Annotated in this window: 22 protein-coding genes; 6 read left to right on the top strand and 16 right to left on the bottom strand. The window is 34.0% G+C overall.

The window, feature by feature from the left end:
- The 6 genes from AC4BC7_RS00395 to AC4BC7_RS00370 are packed head-to-tail and all read right to left on the bottom strand — an operon-like array spanning nucleotide 1 to nucleotide 6,625.
- Complete coding sequence (locus AC4BC7_RS00395) at nucleotides 1-1,560, bottom strand: ABC transporter substrate-binding protein (RefSeq protein ID WP_490503479.1); 1,560 nt, start codon at nucleotides 1,558-1,560, stop codon at nucleotides 1-3.
- Nucleotides 1,561-1,563: 3 nt separating this feature from the next.
- Nucleotides 1,564-2,244: a class I SAM-dependent methyltransferase gene (locus tag AC4BC7_RS00390; RefSeq protein WP_490503478.1), complete on the bottom strand. Its 681-nt coding sequence runs from the start codon at nucleotides 2,242-2,244 to the stop codon at nucleotides 1,564-1,566.
- A gap of 28 nt (nucleotides 2,245-2,272) precedes the next feature.
- The gene (locus AC4BC7_RS00385) at nucleotides 2,273-3,388 is read right to left on the bottom strand and encodes an NAD(P)/FAD-dependent oxidoreductase (protein ID WP_490503477.1); all 1,116 of its coding nucleotides are present in this window, start codon (nucleotides 3,386-3,388) and stop codon (nucleotides 2,273-2,275) included.
- Complete coding sequence (gene dcd / locus AC4BC7_RS00380) at nucleotides 3,385-3,915, bottom strand: dCTP deaminase (RefSeq protein WP_207871946.1); 531 nt, start codon at nucleotides 3,913-3,915, stop codon at nucleotides 3,385-3,387. Before dcd ends, AC4BC7_RS00385 begins: the two co-directional genes overlap by 4 nt.
- Before the next feature lie 18 nt (nucleotides 3,916-3,933).
- Nucleotides 3,934-5,601, bottom strand: a complete 1,668-nt coding sequence (locus AC4BC7_RS00375) for a nucleoside recognition domain-containing protein (RefSeq protein WP_207871943.1) — start codon at nucleotides 5,599-5,601, stop codon at nucleotides 3,934-3,936.
- A 13-nt stretch (nucleotides 5,602-5,614) separates the two neighbouring features.
- On the bottom strand, nucleotides 5,615-6,625 hold the full coding sequence (locus tag AC4BC7_RS00370; protein ID WP_207871940.1) for a CobW family GTP-binding protein: 1,011 nt from the start codon (nucleotides 6,623-6,625) through the stop codon (nucleotides 5,615-5,617).
- A gap of 160 nt (nucleotides 6,626-6,785) precedes the next feature.
- Here AC4BC7_RS00370 and AC4BC7_RS00365 point away from each other — a divergent pair, with 160 nt between their 5' ends.
- Nucleotides 6,786-7,145 (top strand): Fur family transcriptional regulator, encoded by a 360-nt coding sequence (locus AC4BC7_RS00365; RefSeq protein WP_490504391.1) that lies wholly within the window; start codon nucleotides 6,786-6,788, stop codon nucleotides 7,143-7,145.
- 156 nt (nucleotides 7,146-7,301) lie between these two features.
- On the opposite strand, the gene AC4BC7_RS00360 is transcribed toward AC4BC7_RS00365, so the two are convergent.
- The 5 genes from AC4BC7_RS00360 to AC4BC7_RS00340 are packed head-to-tail and all read right to left on the bottom strand — an operon-like array spanning nucleotide 7,302 to nucleotide 10,980.
- Nucleotides 7,302-7,688, bottom strand: coding sequence for a PTS sugar transporter subunit IIA (locus tag AC4BC7_RS00360; protein ID WP_207871936.1), 387 nt, complete (start codon nucleotides 7,686-7,688; stop codon nucleotides 7,302-7,304).
- A 13-nt stretch (nucleotides 7,689-7,701) separates the two neighbouring features.
- Nucleotides 7,702-8,901, bottom strand: a complete 1,200-nt coding sequence (locus AC4BC7_RS00355; RefSeq protein WP_490503476.1) for a M20 family metallopeptidase — start codon at nucleotides 8,899-8,901, stop codon at nucleotides 7,702-7,704.
- Between the two features lie 16 nt (nucleotides 8,902-8,917).
- Nucleotides 8,918-9,736, bottom strand: a complete 819-nt coding sequence (locus tag AC4BC7_RS00350) for a PTS system mannose/fructose/sorbose family transporter subunit IID (protein WP_207871932.1) — start codon at nucleotides 9,734-9,736, stop codon at nucleotides 8,918-8,920.
- Nucleotides 9,736-10,488 carry a PTS mannose/fructose/sorbose/N-acetylgalactosamine transporter subunit IIC gene (locus tag AC4BC7_RS00345; protein WP_207871930.1) on the bottom strand — a complete coding sequence of 251 codons (753 nt, stop codon included), beginning with the start codon at nucleotides 10,486-10,488 and terminating at the stop codon, nucleotides 9,736-9,738. The genes AC4BC7_RS00350 and AC4BC7_RS00345 overlap by 1 nt, the downstream gene beginning before the upstream one ends.
- Nucleotides 10,489-10,500: 12 nt before the next feature.
- Complete coding sequence (locus AC4BC7_RS00340; RefSeq protein ID WP_207871928.1) at nucleotides 10,501-10,980, bottom strand: PTS sugar transporter subunit IIB; 480 nt, start codon at nucleotides 10,978-10,980, stop codon at nucleotides 10,501-10,503.
- 189 nt (nucleotides 10,981-11,169) lie between these two features.
- On the opposite strand from AC4BC7_RS00340, the gene AC4BC7_RS00335 reads away from it, so the two are divergent.
- Nucleotides 11,170-12,003 (top strand): MurR/RpiR family transcriptional regulator, encoded by an 834-nt coding sequence (locus tag AC4BC7_RS00335; RefSeq protein ID WP_490503475.1) that lies wholly within the window; start codon nucleotides 11,170-11,172, stop codon nucleotides 12,001-12,003.
- Between the two features lie 314 nt (nucleotides 12,004-12,317).
- On the opposite strand, the gene AC4BC7_RS00330 is transcribed toward AC4BC7_RS00335, so the two are convergent.
- Nucleotides 12,318-12,701 carry a phage holin family protein gene (locus tag AC4BC7_RS00330; RefSeq protein WP_490503474.1) on the bottom strand — a complete coding sequence of 128 codons (384 nt, stop codon included), beginning with the start codon at nucleotides 12,699-12,701 and terminating at the stop codon, nucleotides 12,318-12,320.
- Nucleotides 12,702-13,110: 409 nt separating this feature from the next.
- Between AC4BC7_RS00330 and AC4BC7_RS00325 the strand changes: the two genes are divergently transcribed.
- From AC4BC7_RS00325 to AC4BC7_RS00310, 4 genes are all read left to right on the top strand, one after another.
- Complete coding sequence (locus AC4BC7_RS00325) at nucleotides 13,111-13,461, top strand: helix-turn-helix domain-containing protein (protein WP_207871906.1); 351 nt, start codon at nucleotides 13,111-13,113, stop codon at nucleotides 13,459-13,461.
- Between the two features lie 9 nt (nucleotides 13,462-13,470).
- On the top strand, nucleotides 13,471-13,884 hold the full coding sequence (locus AC4BC7_RS00320; protein ID WP_207871904.1) for an ImmA/IrrE family metallo-endopeptidase: 414 nt from the start codon (nucleotides 13,471-13,473) through the stop codon (nucleotides 13,882-13,884).
- 156 nt (nucleotides 13,885-14,040) lie between these two features.
- Nucleotides 14,041-14,991 (top strand): 2-hydroxyacid dehydrogenase, encoded by a 951-nt coding sequence (locus tag AC4BC7_RS00315; protein ID WP_490503473.1) that lies wholly within the window; start codon nucleotides 14,041-14,043, stop codon nucleotides 14,989-14,991.
- Between the two features lie 341 nt (nucleotides 14,992-15,332).
- Nucleotides 15,333-16,289 carry a D-2-hydroxyacid dehydrogenase gene (locus AC4BC7_RS00310; protein WP_207871900.1) on the top strand — a complete coding sequence of 319 codons (957 nt, stop codon included), beginning with the start codon at nucleotides 15,333-15,335 and terminating at the stop codon, nucleotides 16,287-16,289.
- Nucleotides 16,290-17,456: 1,167 nt separating this feature from the next.
- On the opposite strand, the gene AC4BC7_RS00305 is transcribed toward AC4BC7_RS00310, so the two are convergent.
- The 4 genes from AC4BC7_RS00305 to AC4BC7_RS00290 are packed head-to-tail and all read right to left on the bottom strand — an operon-like array spanning nucleotide 17,457 to nucleotide 20,046.
- Nucleotides 17,457-17,618, bottom strand: coding sequence for a hypothetical protein (locus AC4BC7_RS00305; protein ID WP_207871898.1), 162 nt, complete (start codon nucleotides 17,616-17,618; stop codon nucleotides 17,457-17,459).
- Nucleotides 17,619-17,644: 26 nt separating this feature from the next.
- A complete protein-coding gene (locus AC4BC7_RS00300) occupies nucleotides 17,645-18,349 on the bottom strand; it encodes an ABC transporter ATP-binding protein (RefSeq protein WP_490503472.1) in 705 nt (234 codons plus the stop codon).
- Entirely contained in the window at nucleotides 18,336-19,067 is a 732-nt protein-coding gene (locus AC4BC7_RS00295; RefSeq protein ID WP_207940626.1) for an ABC transporter ATP-binding protein, read from the bottom strand. Before AC4BC7_RS00295 ends, AC4BC7_RS00300 begins: the two co-directional genes overlap by 14 nt.
- On the bottom strand, nucleotides 19,060-20,046 hold the full coding sequence (locus AC4BC7_RS00290; RefSeq protein WP_490503471.1) for a branched-chain amino acid ABC transporter permease: 987 nt from the start codon (nucleotides 20,044-20,046) through the stop codon (nucleotides 19,060-19,062). Before AC4BC7_RS00290 ends, AC4BC7_RS00295 begins: the two co-directional genes overlap by 8 nt.
- Nucleotides 20,047-20,054: the final 8 nt, after the last annotated feature.

Below are 20,054 nucleotides of genomic sequence, written 5' to 3'. Positions count from 1 at the left end.
TTATTTCACCTTAATATTTTTAAAATCAATAGGTGCATCAGACAACCCTGAATAAGAAAATTCTGCAATTTTTTCTGACGTAACAAAAATTTCATCTTTATAATCGATTGGAATTGCCAATGTTTCTTGATTTATTCGTTTTAAAATTCCATCAAAAATCTCTTGTTGAGTTGTTTCATTAATGGTTAATGCAGATTGATCTAAAAGTTTTGTTAATGCTACATCATCTGCCAATACACCATGACTCTCTGCGGTATTATGAAATAAAGAATTCAAAAAATTATATGGCAATAATGCGTCCGTATACGTACGATAAAAAATCAAATCAAAATCTTTTGTATTCCATAGGACATCATAATAACTTTCACTGTCTAAAATTGTAATCGTTACTTTGATACCAGCTTTTTTCAACTCACTTTCTATCACTTCGGCTTGTTCTTTCCATTCAGGAAATTCAGTCGTTTGAATAACTAATTTAAAAGCTAGTTCTTTGCCCTCTTTTTCGTAATAGCCTTTAGAATTTTTTTGAAAGCCTTCTTGTTCCAAAATACTTTGTGCTTTTTTCAAATCATAAGTAGACGTTGGTTGATTGTCTGAAGTGACGTATTCTACATTATCTCTAAATAGTCCATTGAGTTGTTTCGTGGACAACTCTTTTTTATTAATAGCACTATCCATTGCTTGGCGAATGGGCGATTTTAATGCCGGATTTTCTGGATTAAATGCTAAAAAGTGAGACATTGTTCCTTTAAACGCATGAACAGTAAATGAAGCATCTGCTTCTAATAATTCACTATCTTTTTCTGTAATATTACCTAGAGTGCCACCTACAATATCGACTTCACCACTTTTTAAGGCCAATGTACGAGAACTACCATCTTCAATTGTTTTAAATTTAATTTGATAGGTCACAGGTTGATTTCCATTAAAATAAGGATTAGGTTCCATTGTTACCTGCTCAGAAGTAAATTCTTTTATTTTAAATGGTCCTGTTCCAATTGCTTCTTTAAATACTCCTGTTACTACGTTATTTTCAACGGAATGAGGACTCATTATCCGTAGTGGTCTAGTTTGACTCAATTCGGCTAAGACCTGATTCGAGGGTTCCTTAAAATATAAAACAATGGTATACGAATCAAGTACTTCAATTTTCTCTAAATTGATTAATGTTTGAAGAGTAGTCGTCTCATTTTTGATTTTTGCGCGTTCAATGGTAAATTTGACTGCTTCTGCATCAAAGGTGCTGCCATCAGAAAACTTACTATCTTTTTTTAAATGAAAGGTATATTTTTTTCCATCCTCACTTATTTCCCAGCTATCAGCTAATCCAGACGTATATGCACCTTTTTCACCATACTGCACAAGCGATTCATAGACAGCACCGTACAAAGGCATGTCAGAATCATAACTTGTCGCATCCAGTTTTTCAGCGTTTGCATCTCCCGAAATGGCAATACTAATCGTTGGGATCCCATGAGATGATTGCTGATTAGGAGTTGCGCAACTCGCTAAAAACACAAGTATAAGTACCGAAAGAATTATTTTTATGCCTATTTTCATCTTTTATTTTCCTTTCCTTCGCTTTTTAGCTTTAATCAAATAGGAACTATCAAGTGATAATATATAATCATCTACTGAACGATAAAATTCTTGATAATTTGTCACATCATAAATAGAATCTGTGTATTCCTTGATTAGCTCTACGGAAAAATCCTGTGCAAGCAACTGATTAACTACTTCAGTTAATGTTTTATTTTGCATTTTTGTGGCACCATACTGATTAATTTGAGCTTCCATATAGTCAAAACTAGGATTTTGTGATTGATCTGCAAATGAGGCGTAATAGGTCCCCTCCTCTTTTAATACTTGAGCAATCATTTGAAAATGTGCTGCTAAATCTTCAATTAAATACAAAACAGATGTACTAATTACCGTATCAAATGACTGTTCCAAAGCTAATGCATCTCCTGTAGCTCTATAAGTAATCGGATAATCTCCTACTCTTTCGTTAGCAACAGCAATTGCTTTTTTTGCTAAATCAATACCGTATGCACTTTGATATGGAAGCTGATCATACAGTACTCGTAAAAAGCCTCCTTGGTTACAGCCAAAATCTAATATCTGCTTATTTTCTACATCGTTAGGATTCAAAAGTGAAATAACATTTTCCCATGCTTCTTTATGGCTGTCTTCCATTTCTTGATCCCCATGTATTCCTTTTTGCCACCAGTTATCGTATGCCATATTTTCTCTCCTCCATTGAAATTTTCTCTTAACATTGACAATCCACTGCACAATTAGCGCAATCGTCTAAATAAAAAGCTTGTTGTTTATAATAAGCCAAGCGTGTTTGATTAATTGGTACATTTTCTCTTTGTGCAATTGCTTCGGCAATAATTGCAAATCGTTGACGGAATTTATAAATATAACAAAAAATCACACCTTGATTGCGAACACTGGGACCTATCAAAAAAGCATTGTTTGAAATAGTTGATTCATCAATAGCATTTAAAACAAGCTTTCCTGAGGTAGTATCAAATAAATGTGGTGCTAGTATAGCTGCACCATTCATAAACCCTGTACACAACAAGGGACGATTTTTCGAAAAAATACTTCTACCATCTGTCGTCTGTATTTCATACCCTTCTGAATTGGGCTGAATGTTTGCAATACAAACTTTTTGGTACACTTTAATCTCACCTTGGTTTGTTTCTTTAAATTCCATAAATCGTTGACGAGTAATTGGAGCTAACCGAATGCTAGGATCCGCTTCTTTTGCAGTTAATCCTGTGGTATTGGTATAGACAGACACTTTTTTACCAAGTTTTGCTAAGTTTAATGCGGCATCAATCCCACTTTCATTCCCACCAATAACGACTTGTTCATTACCAGTCACTTGCTTCCATGTATCAATTTCACTATAATGCAGTGCATGTTCACTACCAGCGAAAGAATGTTTAGGAAATGAATATTCACCTACTGCAAAAATTAAATAATCTGCGATAATTTCACCTAAATCAGTCTCTAAAATATATTGCTCTTTAACTTTTTTCACATGATTCACACTACTATTTGTAAAAATAGGTAAATGATATTCTTTTGCGACTAGTTCAAGGTATTCTGCATAATCTTTTCCTGATAGTCGTTCTTTGCCTAAAGTATATGCTGGTGAAGTATCCACTGAAATAGCATTTAAATCAGGCATACCAAAGCCATTACTTGAAAAAGAAGGTGTAATAAAACGGGTTTCTTGAGGCCAATTTTTAAAACTATGACCGATTTCCTTTTGTTCAAGAATAAGAAAATCACGAATACCTAGCTCAACTAATGTAACACCCATACCAATACCTGCTGCGCCAGCTCCAACAATAACAATTTTTTTATTCATCTACTTCTCTCCTCAAAATCCAAATATAACTTACTTCCCTGAATCCCTTGATTGTTCGCATATTTGCCTGATACATAGTCGTCATAGTCACCTTCAATTGTATGATAATAGATTTGGCAGATATCAATCTCAGGGTAAATCCAAAGTGGTTTTAAACAATGCATTTCAAGCGTCCAATAACCAGAAAAACCGACATCACCAAAACCAGCTGTTACATGCACATTTAAACCTAATCGTCCAACTGAAGAACGTCCTTCCAACATCGGAACAAAGCCATTTGTTTCTGTCCGTTCGATTGTTCGACCAAGATACAATTGATTGGGTTCTAAAAGAAAACCTGTTTGAGGTATCTTAAAAAATTGAAGTTCATTTTCTTTCTTCATATCTAAAGTTGTTGATTTATAAATAGCTAATTCATTGTGTAACCGTAAATTGTAACTATTCGGATTAATTTGTTGCAGACGAAATGGTGTAATGTGAATAGTACTGCCTTGTAGTTCTAAAATCTTTTTTCCTGATAAAATCACTTGTTCATTCCTCGTTTCTTAAAAAATAGTGATACTCCAAGCTAAAATTGCTGTACTAACAATACTTGTTATCATTTGTTTACTGGCAATCGCAAATGCATTTTTCCACCCTAACTCTTTACCAATAGTCAATAAAGTCACCAAGCAAGCTGATAGAGTCGAAGCCAAATAAACAAAAACAAATAATTGTGAAGTTGAGATTGTCGCTAATAAAGCTCCCTGTCCTTCATTTAAAATCAATAAACCATCTTTTCTGATAAAGGAAAAAAGTAATCCTGGCGCCGCTTCAACGGGTAGTGAAAGAAACCTTAATAAGGGAAAAGCTAAACCATTTAAAAATGATAATAGATTGAACATTTGTAAAATTGATGCGATGAAACAAATAATCAAAAAAATAGGCATGGCTTGTACAATGAATTGTTTCATAGAGCTTGTAATTTTCCACCAAAATGTCTGCCAATTGACTGATTGAATATAAGGTAACGGAGCAACTCGTGTTAACTCAGTGGTTGTTGAATGCCAAATTCGAGTATGTATGGCACCAACAATAAACAATAAAAATAAATAAGGTACAAATAAAAAGGGGACCTTAGCTGTATTAAAAATAGACAATGTGGCTCCAATTTGATAACTACAAGCTGAACCAAAAGCAATTAAAGAAACACATGAAGTTCGAGTACAGCTACTACATCCTCTGCTTTGAAAAACAGCGACTACATTGCAACCAAATCCAGTAATCACAGGCAATAAATCTCTACCCGTTAAACCAATTTTACGAAGCCATGGATCTAATGTTGTCGTCAAATGTTCTTGTAACCCTATTTCTTCTGTTAGAGTCGTCATAATACTGATTAAAAAAACGACTGGAAAAGCCCATAAGAAAGAATATGAGCCTAACGTAATCAATCCGTAATCGCCAGTAAGTAATTCTTGGACAGGATAAGGCGCATCGTACAACCAAGTAATTAATGGATTTAATAACGAACGCTCGACAATCGGTTCTAACCATCCAGTAAACCAGTAAGCAATTACTACTGGTAAAGCAAACATCAAAAAAATCGCACTACTTGCACAAATTGGGCCAAAAAACGAATGACGAAAAAGAGGCAGCAAGTCTCGCTGTCCTTCAGCAGAAGTAGGTAAAAAAGTAAGGATACTTCGTGAAGCTCCCCACACGACTGCTCGTGTGATACATTGAATCACTTTTTTTTGTTGCTCTACAGTTATTTTTCTTGTATTAATCCAGATGACCGGTAGCTGTAATAATTCTTGAATTCGTTTTTTCTCTGTATTTGTCGGCTGGTATTTATCACTATGTGTCGCAATGACAGCTACCTTTTGACCTTTTAAACGTAAATTATCGTAAAGTGCCAGTAATTCTTCTTTCAAACGTGGTGCTTTTACCACTAGTAATAATGTATTTTCCTGTTCCAAATAATCTAACGTCGTTTGCATATTTTGACTATCTATATCCAATTGCAACCCTGGTAAATCTGTCAATTGAATTAATTGATTCAATTGACAGGTTCCTTTTGTAGCTGAAGTAGTTGAACCTTTAACATTTTGAGGCAAAGCACTTTTATCACCAGTCATTTCTCGAAACAATCCTGATTTCCCAACCGATTCAAAACCTACAAGCAATGTTTCTATAGAAGATACTGGAAAAGTTTGACTATTTTCTAACATCGAAATTTCTCCTTTATGTTAAATGCTGATTGACTAATAGTGCTCTAATCTCAGCTTCTGGTAACTCTTTTCCGATTAAAACAATTTTAGTTATGGGCTTTTCTTGCCAGCATTCTCCTTCTTCTAGCCGAAAAGCCATATTAACCCCTTGCAAAACAACCGGTTGATCGTAACCTTCTATATTTAGCAGACCTTTATAACGCATTAAATCCATGCCATATAGCTGAATCAATTGACGAATCCATAGAATAACTTGTTTTTCAGGTAACGCTTCTTCCAGGCGAATCACAAAACTATTTACTGGTGTATGAACGTGATGATGTTCATGTGACTCATGGTCGTGATGATGGTGTTCGTGATTATCAATCATATGATCAATGTCTGCTTCAATATCTTCATTGTCTAATCCATGGTCAAATAATTGTAACCCAATTAAATCTGCAAATTGTAAATTTCCATGGACATACTCTTGATCAATAAAAGGATTAATTTTAGCTAATTTTTGCTTTAATGCATGCAATTCTTGTTTGGGAACAGCTTCTGTTTTAGTTAGAAGTAAGCGATCTGCAAAAGCGACTTGCTCCGTTGCTTCAGGATAATGATCTAATTGATATTCAGCATTTTTGGCGTCAACTAAGGTCAAAATACTATCAATCATAAAATGTTCATTCAAAAGTGGCGTACGAACAATCGTTTGAGCAATCGGACTTGGTTCGGCTAAACCACTTGTTTCAATAATAACTCGGTGAATCGCAATGCCACTTTCTTTAACAATTGTTAGTATATCTAAAAACATTTCAGCCAAATCTTCTCGTAAGATACAACACATGCAGCCATTATTCATTTGAAAAATTCGTTCGTCTTCATCGACTAAAACTAATTCATGATCAATACTCGTATCGCCAAATTCATTAACGATAATAATGACTTTTTCATCGCCTTTTGATTGCATCAATTGATTCAGCAGCGTTGTTTTTCCAGCTCCTAAAAATCCAGTTAAAATTGTCACAGGTATCAAAGACATGGATATTCCTCCTTATACGCAAAACAGTTTTTGCGAATCGTTTGCAAGTATTCTAAACTATCAACTTCTATTTCGTCAACCATTAATTGCAAATCATTTGCATTTAATATATAATCAGTTTACAGAAAACTTTAAACGACAGGAGATGATTTAAGTGCGAATGACTAAGCAGCGTAAAGCAATCATTGATTTATTCAAAGAAAATTCTGGAAAAGCATTAAGCGCTGAAATGATGTATCACTTAGTCGGCGATGACAAGATGAACTTATCAACTGTTTATCGAACAATGGATAAGTTATTGAAGGCTAAATTAATTAACAAAACGGTGGTCAATACCGTCGCTTATTTTTATCTAGCAGAATCTGAACATAACCATTTTATGATTTGTACAAATTGTCAAAAAATGATTCCCATTGGTTGTGTAATCAAAAAATTTCTCCCCGATTTAGCTACTCAAAATCATTTTAAAATTACTGGGCATGACATTACGATTTTTGGGTTATGTGAAGAGTGTATATAAAAAATAAAAAAACCATCTCATTGAAATAAATAAGATGGTTTTATACTATTCAGTTTAGTTAATTCAAACTATTTTTTGATTATGATGCTCATCTTATTTTTATAAGAGTCGAGATTTTTCTATCAATATCCATATTTGCTGATAAAATACTTAAGATTATTTTGATAGATTACTCAATGTCGCTGGAAAAAGTTCTTCTAAATAAGAGACTAAATCCGTGACATTCTTTTCTCTATTTAGCAAAGCTTCAATTAGTAAAGGTAAATTGAAACCAGCTAAAGCATACGTGTTTTCATTTTTTCTTTGAATTACCATCGCCACATTAGACGGAGTTCCTCCTTGAATATCTGTCAAAATCAAAACGCCTGAGGTTCTATCTAATGATTGATAGGATTCCTGTGCACTTAAAATGGTTGCTTCTAAATCCATTTGTTCTTCTAACGAAAAACTAGCAATATTTTCTTGATTGCCAACAATCATTTCTGCACTAGCTAATGCTTCTTTAGCAAAATATCCATGACTTCCTAATAAAATTCCAACCAACTTTATCTGCTCCTTATCTGGGTCTTGTATTTACATTCATTGCATTCTGGTTTTCTTGATTGGACGCTTCAATGATAGTCGGATTCAAGAAGCTCTCAATCACGGTCATACTCATGGCTTTTGCCGAACGCTCAATGGCAGTATGACCAATAGGTGAACCTGCTAACTTTTCATATTCGGGCGTGTGAAGAGATACTCGCGTTTTATTCAAACTAAAATAAGGATTGGTCGTCGGAATAAGTTGACTTACATTACCGAAATCAGTTGAACCGAAATCATCTGGAAAATCAGGTAAAACTTCTTCGCCTAAACTTTCTAATGCTTTACGACAAATATCACCTAAAATTCGACTGAATGTTCTTGCACCATAGCCTTTTTCTTCTGTTATTTTCACTTCACACCCAGTCGCCAAAGCGCCTGCTTGAATACAGTTACGAACACGTTCTATTAAGCTAGGAAGTTCGTCTTCCTCCATACATCTAATACTATATTCAATTTTAGAATAGTCAGGAATCATTCCCGTAGCTGTTCCACCTTCCACCAAAATACCAGATAAGCGAACATCTGAAGTAACTTGCTGACGTAACATTGATACTGCGTTAAAAAATAAATTTGCTGCATCCAATGCGTTAACTCCTTTAAAAGGTTGACTTGCTGCGTGGGCAGAGCGTCCTGTATATTCAATTAAAAATTTATATGTGGCTGTACAACGACCAGCAATACGAGTGGTTCCCGAAGTTGGATGAACCATTGTTGCAGCATCTACATCTTGAAATGCGCCTCGTTCAATTAGTTTGATTTTACCGCCACCACCTTCTTCAGCTGGTGTACCGATAAGAGAAACTTTTCCTGAAATATTAAATACTTCCATTACTTTTTTGGTTGCTAGATAGGCACCCACAGCAGAAGTCGCAATAATATTATGTCCGCAAGCATGACCAATTTTGGGTAGGGCGTCATATTCCGCTAAAATAGCAAAATGTACGCCCCCTTCACCTTGGATGTGCGTTGATTTAAACGAGGTTTCCAGATCACAATAATTGGATTCAACTTCTGCACCTTGTTGTTTCAAATATGTGGTGATTTTTTCAACAGCTAAGAATTCCTCATATCCTAACTCTGGATGACTATGAATATAATTGCTAATCTCAATTAATTCAGGTTTTCTTTCATCAACCTCTCGTTCAATTCTATTTTTTACTTCCTCTAACATTCAAATACCCTCCAAACTAAAATAACCCAATTAATGCACCTAGTAACGAAATTGCTAATACGCCTAATAAAATATTAGTGTATTTTACTTTGCGATAGCGAATCAAATAGTACATGATAAATACTGCAGTCACTGGTAATAAGCCTGGTAGAATTTGATCCACGTAAGACTGAATTGTGGTCGTTTCATTGTTTACTACAATTTCTGGTTTCAAAGAAATTTTTACATATTGTGAAGATAAAATTCCCATCATAAACATTCCTAGTACACTAGATGCTGTAATAAATTGATTGATGCGCCCGTCTTTTAATACTTGAAGGATACTTTTACGTCCCACACGATAACCTAAATGCCATAGATAATAACTGATTGAAGAAGTAATTAAACTAACAATGACAAAAGGTCCTAAACCAGCAATCCAGCTACCAGCAGAAGCTAATGGCAGAAATAAGCCAATTACGATAGGGCGAATTGTTCCCCAGTCTACGGTGTCACCAATTCCAGCCAAGGGTCCCATGAATCCGGTTTTTAACCCTGTGATCATTTCATCTGAAATATCTTCGCCACGTGCTCGTTCTTCCTCCATAGCAATGACAATTCCGTGAATTAAGCTTCCCCAAATTCCTTCCGTGTTGAAGAAAGTTAGATGCCGTTTCAAAGCTAATTTTAATTCCTCATCATCTTTATATAACTTCTTAAAGATCGGAGCTAAACATGCAGCGAAAGCAAGCGTTTGCAAACGTTCGAAGGAATTAGAAAGCTCACATGTACCTAACCAATACATCCAAGAACGTCGTATATCTTTTTTAGTGAGTAATTTTTCTTTTTGTTCCATTATAAAGCCCCCGCTTCCTCAGTTTTATTTTTAGTAAATGTGATATGCAAGAATGCTAGGAACATTCCAAACAATGCAAAGGCAATTGTATTCACTTGTGAAGCGTACTGGAACAAGAAGAAACCAAATAAGAAATATGGAATAACGTTTCCTTTCCCAATCACTGAAATTGTAATAGCAAATCCTAACGCAGGAAGAATCCCGCCAGCTACTTGTAGTCCAGTCATAATCCAATCAGGAACAATCTCCATAAAAGCGTTAACTGCATTTGGCCCTAGATAGATTGCAATTGCGACAGGAATGATATAAATACCAATTAACGCCAACGTAGGATATAGAAAATGCGCGCGCATGATACCGTTCGTATTGCCTTTTTCAGCATAAGAATCAGCCATATGAATCCAAGCCGCATTGACAGTTCGACGAATATAATCTAATAGCACCCCCAACAACCCAACAGGCACAGCTAAAGTTACGGCAACAGCCGGTTCCAGATTAGATTGCAATGCAATTGGTACAGCAATAAAAGTGGCTAACACTTGGTCTGTCGGAATATTTCCACCTGGTTGAATCACACCCATATAAATCGCTTGAATCGCTGCGCCAATAATCATTGCTTGTGGGACATCTCCTAAAACGATTCCAATTAACAGTGCTCCAAATAATGGAATATTTTTAGGCCACGTATATAAAATCCCCATTCGACAAAAACAAAATAAAACACCTAAAATAATAGCTTGTATAATTGTCATTTACTTTCCTCCTTAGAATTTATTGGCAATATTTGTTAATTTGACTTCTCTTTCTTCTGGAACCGTTTGCAAGAAAATGTGTTTTCCATCTGCTTCTAATTTTTTTAATTGTTCATATTCTTCTTTCGTTAAAGTAATATTTTTAAATACAACCACACGTCCTGCACCGCCACCAATACCACCAATCTGAATCTCTTCTAATGGTAAATCATGAGCAATTCCATCTAATAATGAAGGGATTCCTTTAAATAAAATAATTGATTTTTCTAAATTCTTTGCGTCCAAAAATTCTTTTGCTTCAGCAACTGACTTCACAATTAATTTCACACCTGCCGGAGCTGCCATTTCAAAAACTTCAATCATAAATTCATCTTTTGCTAAAGTATCATCAATGATAATCACTTCTTTAGCACCAACCTGTCCGATCCATCTAGTGACAACTTGTCCATGCAATAACCGACTGTCTACTCTTACTAATCCAATTTTCCCCATCAAAAAAACCTCCATTTTTCCTTTTAATTTAGCAACCATCAGTAAAGCCTTTTCATTTTATGTTATACTAAACAATATAAAATAAAAAAAATTCGATTTTTGCTAATTTATTTAAAACTTATTTTTATAATATCAAATTTTTTCGAAAAGTAAATGTTTTTTTCGAAATTTTTTTAAAGGGGAATACATATGAAAGATTTAAAAAGTAAAATTCAAATCAATTATCTATCATTTACTAAAAAAGAAAAGCTAATTGCAGATTACCTGCTAGATCATGCACAAGAGGCAAAAAATATGACAATTTCTGAATTAGCAACAGCTTGCGGTGTAGCAGAATCTACCATCTTTTTATTTTCTAAGAAATTAAAGCTTTCTGGATTTAAAGAGCTCACCGTTTTATTAGCCAACGACCATAACAAATTACTACTCGATAGTGTTGATGGTAATGAAGATACGCAAGCGTTGGTAAAAAAAGTATTTGATTCAAATATTCGAGCATTGGAAGATACCGCACAGCTAATCGATTACGAAAATCTAACGAATGCCGTACAACTTTTAACAAACAGTAACAAAATTGTATTTTTTGCGTTGGGTGGATCAACCCCTATTGCCTTAGATGCCTATCATAAATTTTTACGAACACCGTTAGATGTCGAATTCAACTTGGAATATCATATGCAGTTATTAAAAGCGGGTAAACTAAATGAAAATTCTTGTGCATTTATTATTTCTCATAGTGGTAAAAATCCAGATATTCTCCGTTTAGTGGAACTGTTGAAAAAAAATAAGGTCCCAATTATTTCAATTACTAGCTTTGACAATACACCTCTTGTGAAAAAATCTGATGTTGTTTTTCTAACACCAACTGAAGAGTTAGACTTTAAAAATGCTGGAATCTATACGCGACGTGTTTCTCAGTTAGTTTTAATTGATATTTTATTTACGCTGACAATTTCATCTGATCCAGAAAAAACTATTTCTCATTTGGAACAGTTCCGCCACGCCTTACCTTATACAAAATAAATAATCCTATATGAAAAAAACTATCAATGTTGTTGCATAAGTATTGATAGTTTTTTAGCGTCCTTTTATAATTTAAGTACTATTGATAAATACAAATACTACTAAATATTAGATAGCAGAAAAATGAATAACACTTGCGTTCAGGCATGAATTTGATACGTTTGAGATATTTTCGGTTATAACGTGTCTTTTTATGTTACAACTAACTCATATACAGACAACAACCAATCCCATCCCCAAAATTCTTATGTTGTTTGTAAGTTTATTATGTACATGCCCTCTGGTAGACAGAGGGCTGTTTGTTTTGTATTTTTCTACTCATTCTTATTGGTTAAACGCTTAATAATTGGATCAAATATATCAGTAGTAATACCTAATTTATTCAAATTTTTCAGAATGCTCAGCAGCTCATTAATTGTTTCAAGTAGATATACACTAATAATTGCATTAACAGAAAAAACATCTGCTAATAAAATCGGCAATGGTATAAGCGCAATCAAAACCATGACAAGTGCAAACTTTTTAAGTAATTCAGTTCTCACTATTGCTAAATGTAAATTTTGATTATTATATTCTTGAATAACTTTCGTGATAATCTCAATCACCATTAAACATACAATAAATACTAACCACATAATTACTCTCCCATACTCTTCTTGCATCATAGCTTCTCCCCATATAATCATATTCATTCCCATTAAATTCACTTTCCTTTCCATAAATTTTACATGTCAGTTCTATAATTTTCTGAAATAATGATTCTTTTCATATTTCGCTAAAGCAACCCGGACTTTCATAATAAACTCTTGTGACATACTTACACCTCTTACGATTTATTAGCTAATACAACTATTGCTTTCATTGACAAAAAGTATCGAATGCTGTACTATCAATCTATAGCTAAATAAGCATAGAGTTTCTCTATAAAATTAACATTTCTACGCTTTTCAGACTCGAATTGGTTCTTTTATTAGATATTTTTCTTATACTATTTAGCATATTGAATTAGCTTACAAGATTATAATATATCGAATACGATACTTCGTCAATTAAAAATGTATTTAATTCGATACTTTATTAAAAGATTTTATTTCGGGAGGGATAGGAATGTCTGAAATATTGTTTAATCGTATCAAAGAGACTGCAAAACGAAAAAAAAATATGAATGTAAAAGAAGTCGGCCTTCAATTGAAAATTGGGGAAAATGCGATTTATTCATGGAAAAAAAGTAATCCTAGTATAGATAAAGTAGAAAAAGTATCAGATTTTCTAAATGTGTCTACGGATTATCTTCTAGGACGCACAGATAATCCTTCTGTTTTATCAGATGAACAAAAAAGAGAACAGACCGTCGAAGAAGCGTTACAATCAGTGATGAGTTACGACGGTAAAGAAGTCACTGAAAATGATCGAGAGATATTAAAAAGTATTATCGAAGCGTATTTGGATAAAAAGTAGGTGTTAGATTTGGATAGTCGAATTACTCGGATTATTAAAGAACTAGATGTAACTATTGTCTATCGTTATGATATAGATAAACCAGGCTATTATATTCCTGTTTTAAATACAATCATTTTATATAGTGGATTAAATGAATTAGAAGAAGCCTGTGTATTATTACATGAATTGGGTCATGCAGCAGAGCATCAAAAAAACTATATTTTATACAATCAAACTGCTGCTCTCCATTCTAAAATGGAAACAGAAGCTGAACATTTCATGGTGAAAAAAGTATTAGATTTTTACTTAGAGGATCCTACGTTACAACCAGAAAATTTTAACGCCATTAGATTTTTGGAAAATAATGATTTGAGTCTCGAGCATGAATTCTATGTAAAAGAAGTCTTAGCTTCTTATATAACTCATACCAAATTTGCATAAAAGACTCTAATGATTTACTCAAAACGAGATTAAAAGGACCAGTTTAGTCATTTTAATCTCGTTTTTTAAGATATATTGTATCTTTTGTAATTCATCATTAAAACTATTAAACTAGTCATATAAGCATTATTAATTAAATTAACAGGAGGATAAGTAATGAATGATAAAACAGTTGTCTTAAATGGAGATGTTGTAAACTACGATGGTCGTATTGATTTTTCAACAATTGCGTCTGAAGTAATTATATACGATGAAACACCGGAAGATAAAATTGTCGAACGTGTTCAAGATTGTGCTATTGTTGTCACCAAAGAAATGAAAATGAGCAAAGACATTATTCAACGTCTTCCTGACAGCGTAAAAATGATTTGTGAAGCAGGAACAGGTTACAATAATATTGATTTAGATGCTGTCCGTGAAAAAGGAATTATTTTATGTAATATTCCCGCGTACAGTAGTGAACGAGTAGCACAAACTGCGGTTATGTTTATTTTAAACTTAGCAAGTTCTATCCAAAAACAAATTCGAATGCTTGCAGCAGGAAACCACGATAATTTCCATAAACATTTAATGGTCGATCATGTAGAAGTGAATGGGAAAACTTTAGGTTTAATCGGTTATGGTCATGTTGCAAAAGAAATCATCAAAATCGCTCAAGCTTTAGGAATGAAAATTTTAGTCTCGACTAGAACTCCTCGAGAAGATCAACATGGGATTCACTTTACAACGAATGAAGAAATTTTTAAACAAAGCGATTTTATCTCACTTAATTGTCCTTTAAACGAATCTACGAAACATATGATTAATACAAAAACGTTGTCAATGATGAAATCGACAGCTTATCTAATCAATACGGCACGTGGTGGGCTTATTGATGAAAAAGCCCTCATTCATGCGTTGCAAAATAAAGTCATCGCTGGTGCAGGATTAGATGTACAAGAAGTTGAACCATTAGATGATGCTAGTCCATTATATACAATGGATAATGTAATAATTACTCCCCATATAGGATGGCGAGGATTAGAAACTAGACAACGTTTATTGTCTATCTTACGCGAAAATATCCATGCTTTTTCTGAAGGCAAACCCATTAATAGAGTAGATTAACTCTTCGCGTTTAAATGATTGTTCAAAAAAGCCCGCTAACTTTTGTTGCATTCAAAGTTAGCAGGCTTTTTATGTTATTTATTATGCTGCTCCAAATAATCTTTTATCGCTTATTACTCATTTGTTTGAAATTTGAATCACTGCCATTTTTATTATTAAATAATGTATTTTTTGAAAATAAAAAATAAAAGTGCATAAACACTCCTTCTTAAGGTGAAATGGATGCGTTTTTCTTTTATAATAAAACGTAAGCGGATTCATTCCACCTTTTTATTTCCCTCTCTACCTTATCTACACCTGTTCTCAAATATTGCTTTTGAATAAAGAAAGGAAGAAAAATTATGAAAATAGTCATATTAGATGCTTATGCAACGAATCCTGGCGATTTCAGTTGGGATAACTTACGTGAATTTGGAGAATTAACCATCTATGATCGCAGTAACTCCGATCAATTAATTGAACGTATTGGTGATGCCAAAGCTGTGATTATTAGTAAAGTGCAATTAAGTCGAGCTATTCTTGAAGCATGCCCCAAACTCAAATATATCGGATTATTATCAACTGGTTATAATGTTGTAGATATCACAGCAGCAAAAGAGTTAGGAATTGTTGTTTCAAACATTCCTACGTATGGGACAGATTCCGTAGCACAATTTACCATGGGACTATTACTTGAGTTATGCCATCAAATCGGTTATCATTCTGAAACGGTGAAACAAGGTGAATGGCAAAACTGTATTGATTGGTGTTATTGGAAAACACCCCAATATGAACTACTTAATAAAACCTTAGGAATCATAGGACTCGGAAGAATTGGTCAGCGCTTCGCAGAAATGGCTTCTGCATTCGGTATGAGACTTATTGCTCATGATGATTTTATCGATCCCAAACTACATCCAACAATTGAAATGGTCACGCTTGAAGAACTCTACCAACAATCGGACGTCATTGCATTATTTGTTCCCTTATTACCAACAACTCAAGGAATGATTAATAAACATTCGATTGCGAAAATGAAAGATGGCGTATTGATTCTTAATAGTGCTCGCGGACCTTTAATTGTTGAAGAAGATCTTACACAAGCGTTGGAAAAAGGCAAAATTGGTGGAGCTGCACTTGACGTTGTTTCGACTGAACCCATTCGTGCAGATAATCCACTCTTAAAAGCACCAAATATTATCCTTACGCCACATATAGCATGGGCTACTAAAGAAGCTAGAACGAGTCTAATGAACACCGCCTATACTAATTTAAAAGCTTTTTCTGAAGGTCAACCAGTAAATAATGTTGCTGAGTAACCCATTGAATGTTCTTTTTGATAATACATTAAATGCAACTTTAAACATTCTGTGAGAAGAATCTTTAAAGTTGCTTGTTTGATTCGTTAATCCATTTCAATCAGTCCACTATACTGTAACTTTCAAGTAAATTCCCAGTGTTTTTTTCATAGATTATCTTTTGAATTATTTTTGATTAGTAGACAGTCTAATGATTCTCTGGTTAAAAAGCCATGACTCATCGATTTTTTTATTTTTTCTGTAGTATTTCCCATGTGTATCAATTGCTGCATGCCATTCTCGACATAGATTGTGAGGTACATGATCTGCTAAATGATTAAATTCTTTTCTCATTTCATCATAAGTTTGAAACTTCCAAATCTTAATCTTGTAAATAAGCGCATTGCATATTGATTACAAATAAAAACATTACGTTCAAAATGTATAGTAGCATCACATCTGCCGTCTCTGGACCAATACCTTTAATCGCTAATAATTCTTTGCGTAGTTTATCGGTAGAAAAATCTGTAAATTTATCTAAATCTGCCCCATTGCTTATAAACCAAGAGACTAATTCTTTGATTTAAACACTTTTTTGTCTGTAAAATTCTGCTGGGAAAATTAAGGTTTGAAGCATTTCAATCCCCATATCTTGTAATACTTCAATAGTCAAAAATTCTTCCAGATTAGATAGTACTTTTTTAGCATTTTTTTCCATAGTCTGCTGTATAAGAATCATTGATAGCAAATCTGCAAGACGAGTTTCATTTTCCCACTAGTGTTGAAAGTCATATTTAGAAACTAAGTTGTTTAATATGTGAATTTTTCTTTACGATAAAACACTACTACTGAAAAAAGCCTCAAAAATAATATAATGGAAATGAAAAAAATGCTGTATTTTCCAACCAGTGAAAAGTTATTCGGTAATGGTAGCTATGGCAATAGTCGAAGTTACTGCTAAACGAATACCAATAAAAATAACTTTTGTAGCAAATGGTAGCTGTATTTTGAAAAAACTTATTTGTCAGTCATTCCCACACCAATAGCTGATTCGGATAGAGTGACGATTTTAAATGCTTTGTCAAATAAATGTCTTGGTATAACCCAGACCCTCGTTTTCTTTATCTTTTTGTCTAATTTATTATACCAAGTTCACCCACGCCAGAAACACCGAAATAAAGCTGTGTTTTAAGAGAAAAAGCAAATTTTTTGTTCTGATCTACTATCTTCTTTTTTTTTATTCTGATTTTTTTCTTCTTCTCTGGCCTGCTTAAAAATCTCTTCTTTTTGTTTTTTGTAATTGTCCTGACGTTCTGCATAAACTTTTTCTTTTGTATTTTCTTTACTCATATTTCGTCCCTCCCTAATTTAATTATTCAAAGCCCTAGATAAATCTTTTGAATTTGTAAATCTTTCAATAACTCCTGACCAGTCCCAGAAATAGCCGTCTCTCCATTGGTAATAACATAAGCATAATCGGAAAATGTCAATGTTTTTTCTGCATTCTGCTCGACAATCAAAATTGAGATTCCCTGTCTATTGATGTCTTTAATGAATTCAAATATCTCATTTACTAATTTAGGCATAATTCCCAAACTCGGTTCATCTAAAATTAAAAGTTTAGGACTGCTCATGAGAGCTCTTCCGATAGCTACCATTTGCTGTTCACCACCAGAAAGTGTACCAGCTAACTGATTTCCACGTTCCTTCAGCTGAGGAAATATCTTAAAGATATTATTTAAAATCTCTTGTTTTTTTACACGATCGGAAATAGTGTATCCACCCAGCATCAAATTTTCTAGCACTGTCATTTTAGGAAATAAATGTCTTCCTTCAGGAACCATCGCAATTCCCATCTTAACTAAGTCATGTGTCGCAACATTATTTAAACTCTTTCCCTCGTACTCAATAACTCCTTTACTCTTTGAAACAACGCCCATCAAAGAACGTAAAATCGTTGTTTTTCCGGAACCATTTGATCCTAACAAAGCCACGATTTGTCCTTTACTTACTTGCATAGACACATTCCTAATGACATCAATACCATCATACCCAGCACTTAAGTTTTCAATTTTTAACATGAAAGTCTCCTCCTAGGTACGCACTTATAACTTCTGGATGTGAAGTCACTTCTTCAGGTGAACCTTCCATAATTTTTTTTCCTGAAGCTATGACAATAACCTTTTCTGATACTTTCATAATTACTTCCATCACGTGTTCAATCATCAAAATTGTGATTCCTGATTCGTTGATTGCATGTATCAGTTGAATCGCTGCCTGACGCTCAGTTCCATTTAGTCCTGCCATCGTCTCATCTAGCAAGAGTAGCTTTGGTTCTCCTGCTAAAGCTCGAGCAATCTCTAATCTTTTTTTTTGCATAACATTCAAAGTTTCAACAAACTTTTCATTCAAATGACCTAATCCACAAAATGTTGAAATATTTTCTGCAAGTTCTCTTGCGTCACTGATTTTTTTATTTTTTGCCAGTCCACCAACCAAAATATTGTCCAGAACTGTCATCCCCTCCATCGGTTTAGGAATCTGGAATGTACGGCCTATTCCATAGTTGATTGCCTGATGAGCTTTGATTTTTGTAATATCATGTCCTTCAAAAAAAATACGACCTGAAGTTACCATTTGTGAACGACTAATCGAATTGAATAATGTTGTTTTTCCTGCACCGTTTGGCCCTACGATTCCCACGATCGTTCCTTTTTCTATTTCAAAGGAGATATCTTCATTCGCAACTAATCCACCGAATTTCTTGGTAAGTTTTTTTACTTTAAGCAAACTAGTCATGGCTTTTTCTCTCCTTTTTGTAAAATTTATTAAATCGAATAGAAAGCAGTCCTTTGGGTAAAAACAACACAATCAGAATAACCAGAACTCCATATACCACAAAATTCATTCCATTGATATGAACAAATAAAGAACGTGAATATTCATTGATGAATGTCATTAAAAACGCTCCTAGCACAGGGCCCCAGACAGTTCCGATTCCACCCATTACACAGACTAAAACAATCAGCATACTTGTGGACAACGGAAGTAGCATCATTGGATCAATATATTGGATATACTGTGCATAGAGCGCACCACCAATACTAACAACTGCTGCACTCAACATGTATGCAATACTTTTATATTTTGTCGTGTTAATCCCTACACTTTGCGCGGATTCAGGATTAGCTTTGATTGCCTGGCAATAAAAACCAAAACGGGTATTTTCCAGTGCTTTACTTAAAAGAACCATTAAGGCAAAAAAGATAAGACAAACATAATAGAATGGATGTTTAGCAACAAGCTGTAGTGTAAAGAAACTAGACATGTTTTTTTCTAAAAATGTGACGCCTGTAGCCCCTCCGATTAAACCCCAGTTTAGAAAAATAATTCGAGCAGATTCGACAATTGCCATCGTTGCAATAGCAAAATAATGTCCACTCAAGCGGAGCAAAGGCATTCCGATTACAAAAGCAACAAGTGCTGAAACTGCTGCACCTATCCACATAGAGATCCAGGGGGTGATCGAGAACCATTTTAAAAGCAATGCTCCCGTATAAGCCCCTATTGCAAAATACAAAGCGTGTCCATTTGAAACCTGACCAGTATACCCTCCTATAAAATTCCAGCCAATTCCCATAATAGACCAAATAAGGCACAAGATAAGAACATTTACGGTGAATGGGCGCTGAATAAATATTGGGACAATGACCAGAACTGCTATAACACTGAAAAAAGTCATCAAAAATCGTTTGTCAAACAACTGATTCTTTTTCATACACATCT

It is taken from the genome of Enterococcus sp. AMC1623 (genome assembly GCF_058216495.1).
This window is presented reverse-complemented; position numbering and strand designations above follow the sequence as displayed.

Coding starts and splice junctions, on each gene's coding strand:
- AC4BC7_RS00395 (WP_490503479.1), bottom strand. CDS start 1,560: ATGAAAATAGGCATAAAAATAATTCTTTCGGTACTTATACTTGTGTTT.
- AC4BC7_RS00390 (WP_490503478.1), bottom strand. CDS start 2,244: ATGGCATACGATAACTGGTGGCAAAAAGGAATACATGGGGATCAAGAA.
- AC4BC7_RS00330 (WP_490503474.1), bottom strand. CDS start 12,701: ATGGGAATGAATATGATTATATGGGGAGAAGCTATGATGCAAGAAGAG.
- AC4BC7_RS00375 (WP_207871943.1), bottom strand. CDS start 5,601: ATGTTAGAAAATAGTCAAACTTTTCCAGTATCTTCTATAGAAACATTG.
- AC4BC7_RS00305 (WP_207871898.1), bottom strand. CDS start 17,618: ATGAGTAAAGAAAATACAAAAGAAAAAGTTTATGCAGAACGTCAGGAC.
- AC4BC7_RS00295 (WP_207940626.1), bottom strand. CDS start 19,067: ATGACTAGTTTGCTTAAAGTAAAAAAACTTACCAAGAAATTCGGTGGA.
- AC4BC7_RS00365 (WP_490504391.1), top strand. CDS start 6,786: ATGACTAAGCAGCGTAAAGCAATCATTGATTTATTCAAAGAAAATTCT.
- AC4BC7_RS00370 (WP_207871940.1), bottom strand. CDS start 6,625: ATGTCTTTGATACCTGTGACAATTTTAACTGGATTTTTAGGAGCTGGA.
- AC4BC7_RS00355 (WP_490503476.1), bottom strand. CDS start 8,901: ATGTTAGAGGAAGTAAAAAATAGAATTGAACGAGAGGTTGATGAAAGA.
- AC4BC7_RS00310 (WP_207871900.1), top strand. CDS start 15,333: ATGAAAATAGTCATATTAGATGCTTATGCAACGAATCCTGGCGATTTC.
- AC4BC7_RS00300 (WP_490503472.1), bottom strand. CDS start 18,349: ATGTTAAAAATTGAAAACTTAAGTGCTGGGTATGATGGTATTGATGTC.
- AC4BC7_RS00315 (WP_490503473.1), top strand. CDS start 14,041: ATGAATGATAAAACAGTTGTCTTAAATGGAGATGTTGTAAACTACGAT.
- AC4BC7_RS00335 (WP_490503475.1), top strand. CDS start 11,170: ATGAAAGATTTAAAAAGTAAAATTCAAATCAATTATCTATCATTTACT.
- AC4BC7_RS00340 (WP_207871928.1), bottom strand. CDS start 10,980: ATGGGGAAAATTGGATTAGTAAGAGTAGACAGTCGGTTATTGCATGGA.
- AC4BC7_RS00325 (WP_207871906.1), top strand. CDS start 13,111: ATGTCTGAAATATTGTTTAATCGTATCAAAGAGACTGCAAAACGAAAA.
- AC4BC7_RS00350 (WP_207871932.1), bottom strand. CDS start 9,736: ATGGAACAAAAAGAAAAATTACTCACTAAAAAAGATATACGACGTTCT.
- AC4BC7_RS00290 (WP_490503471.1), bottom strand. CDS start 20,046: ATGAAAAAGAATCAGTTGTTTGACAAACGATTTTTGATGACTTTTTTC.
- AC4BC7_RS00385 (WP_490503477.1), bottom strand. CDS start 3,388: ATGAATAAAAAAATTGTTATTGTTGGAGCTGGCGCAGCAGGTATTGGT.
- AC4BC7_RS00345 (WP_207871930.1), bottom strand. CDS start 10,488: ATGACAATTATACAAGCTATTATTTTAGGTGTTTTATTTTGTTTTTGT.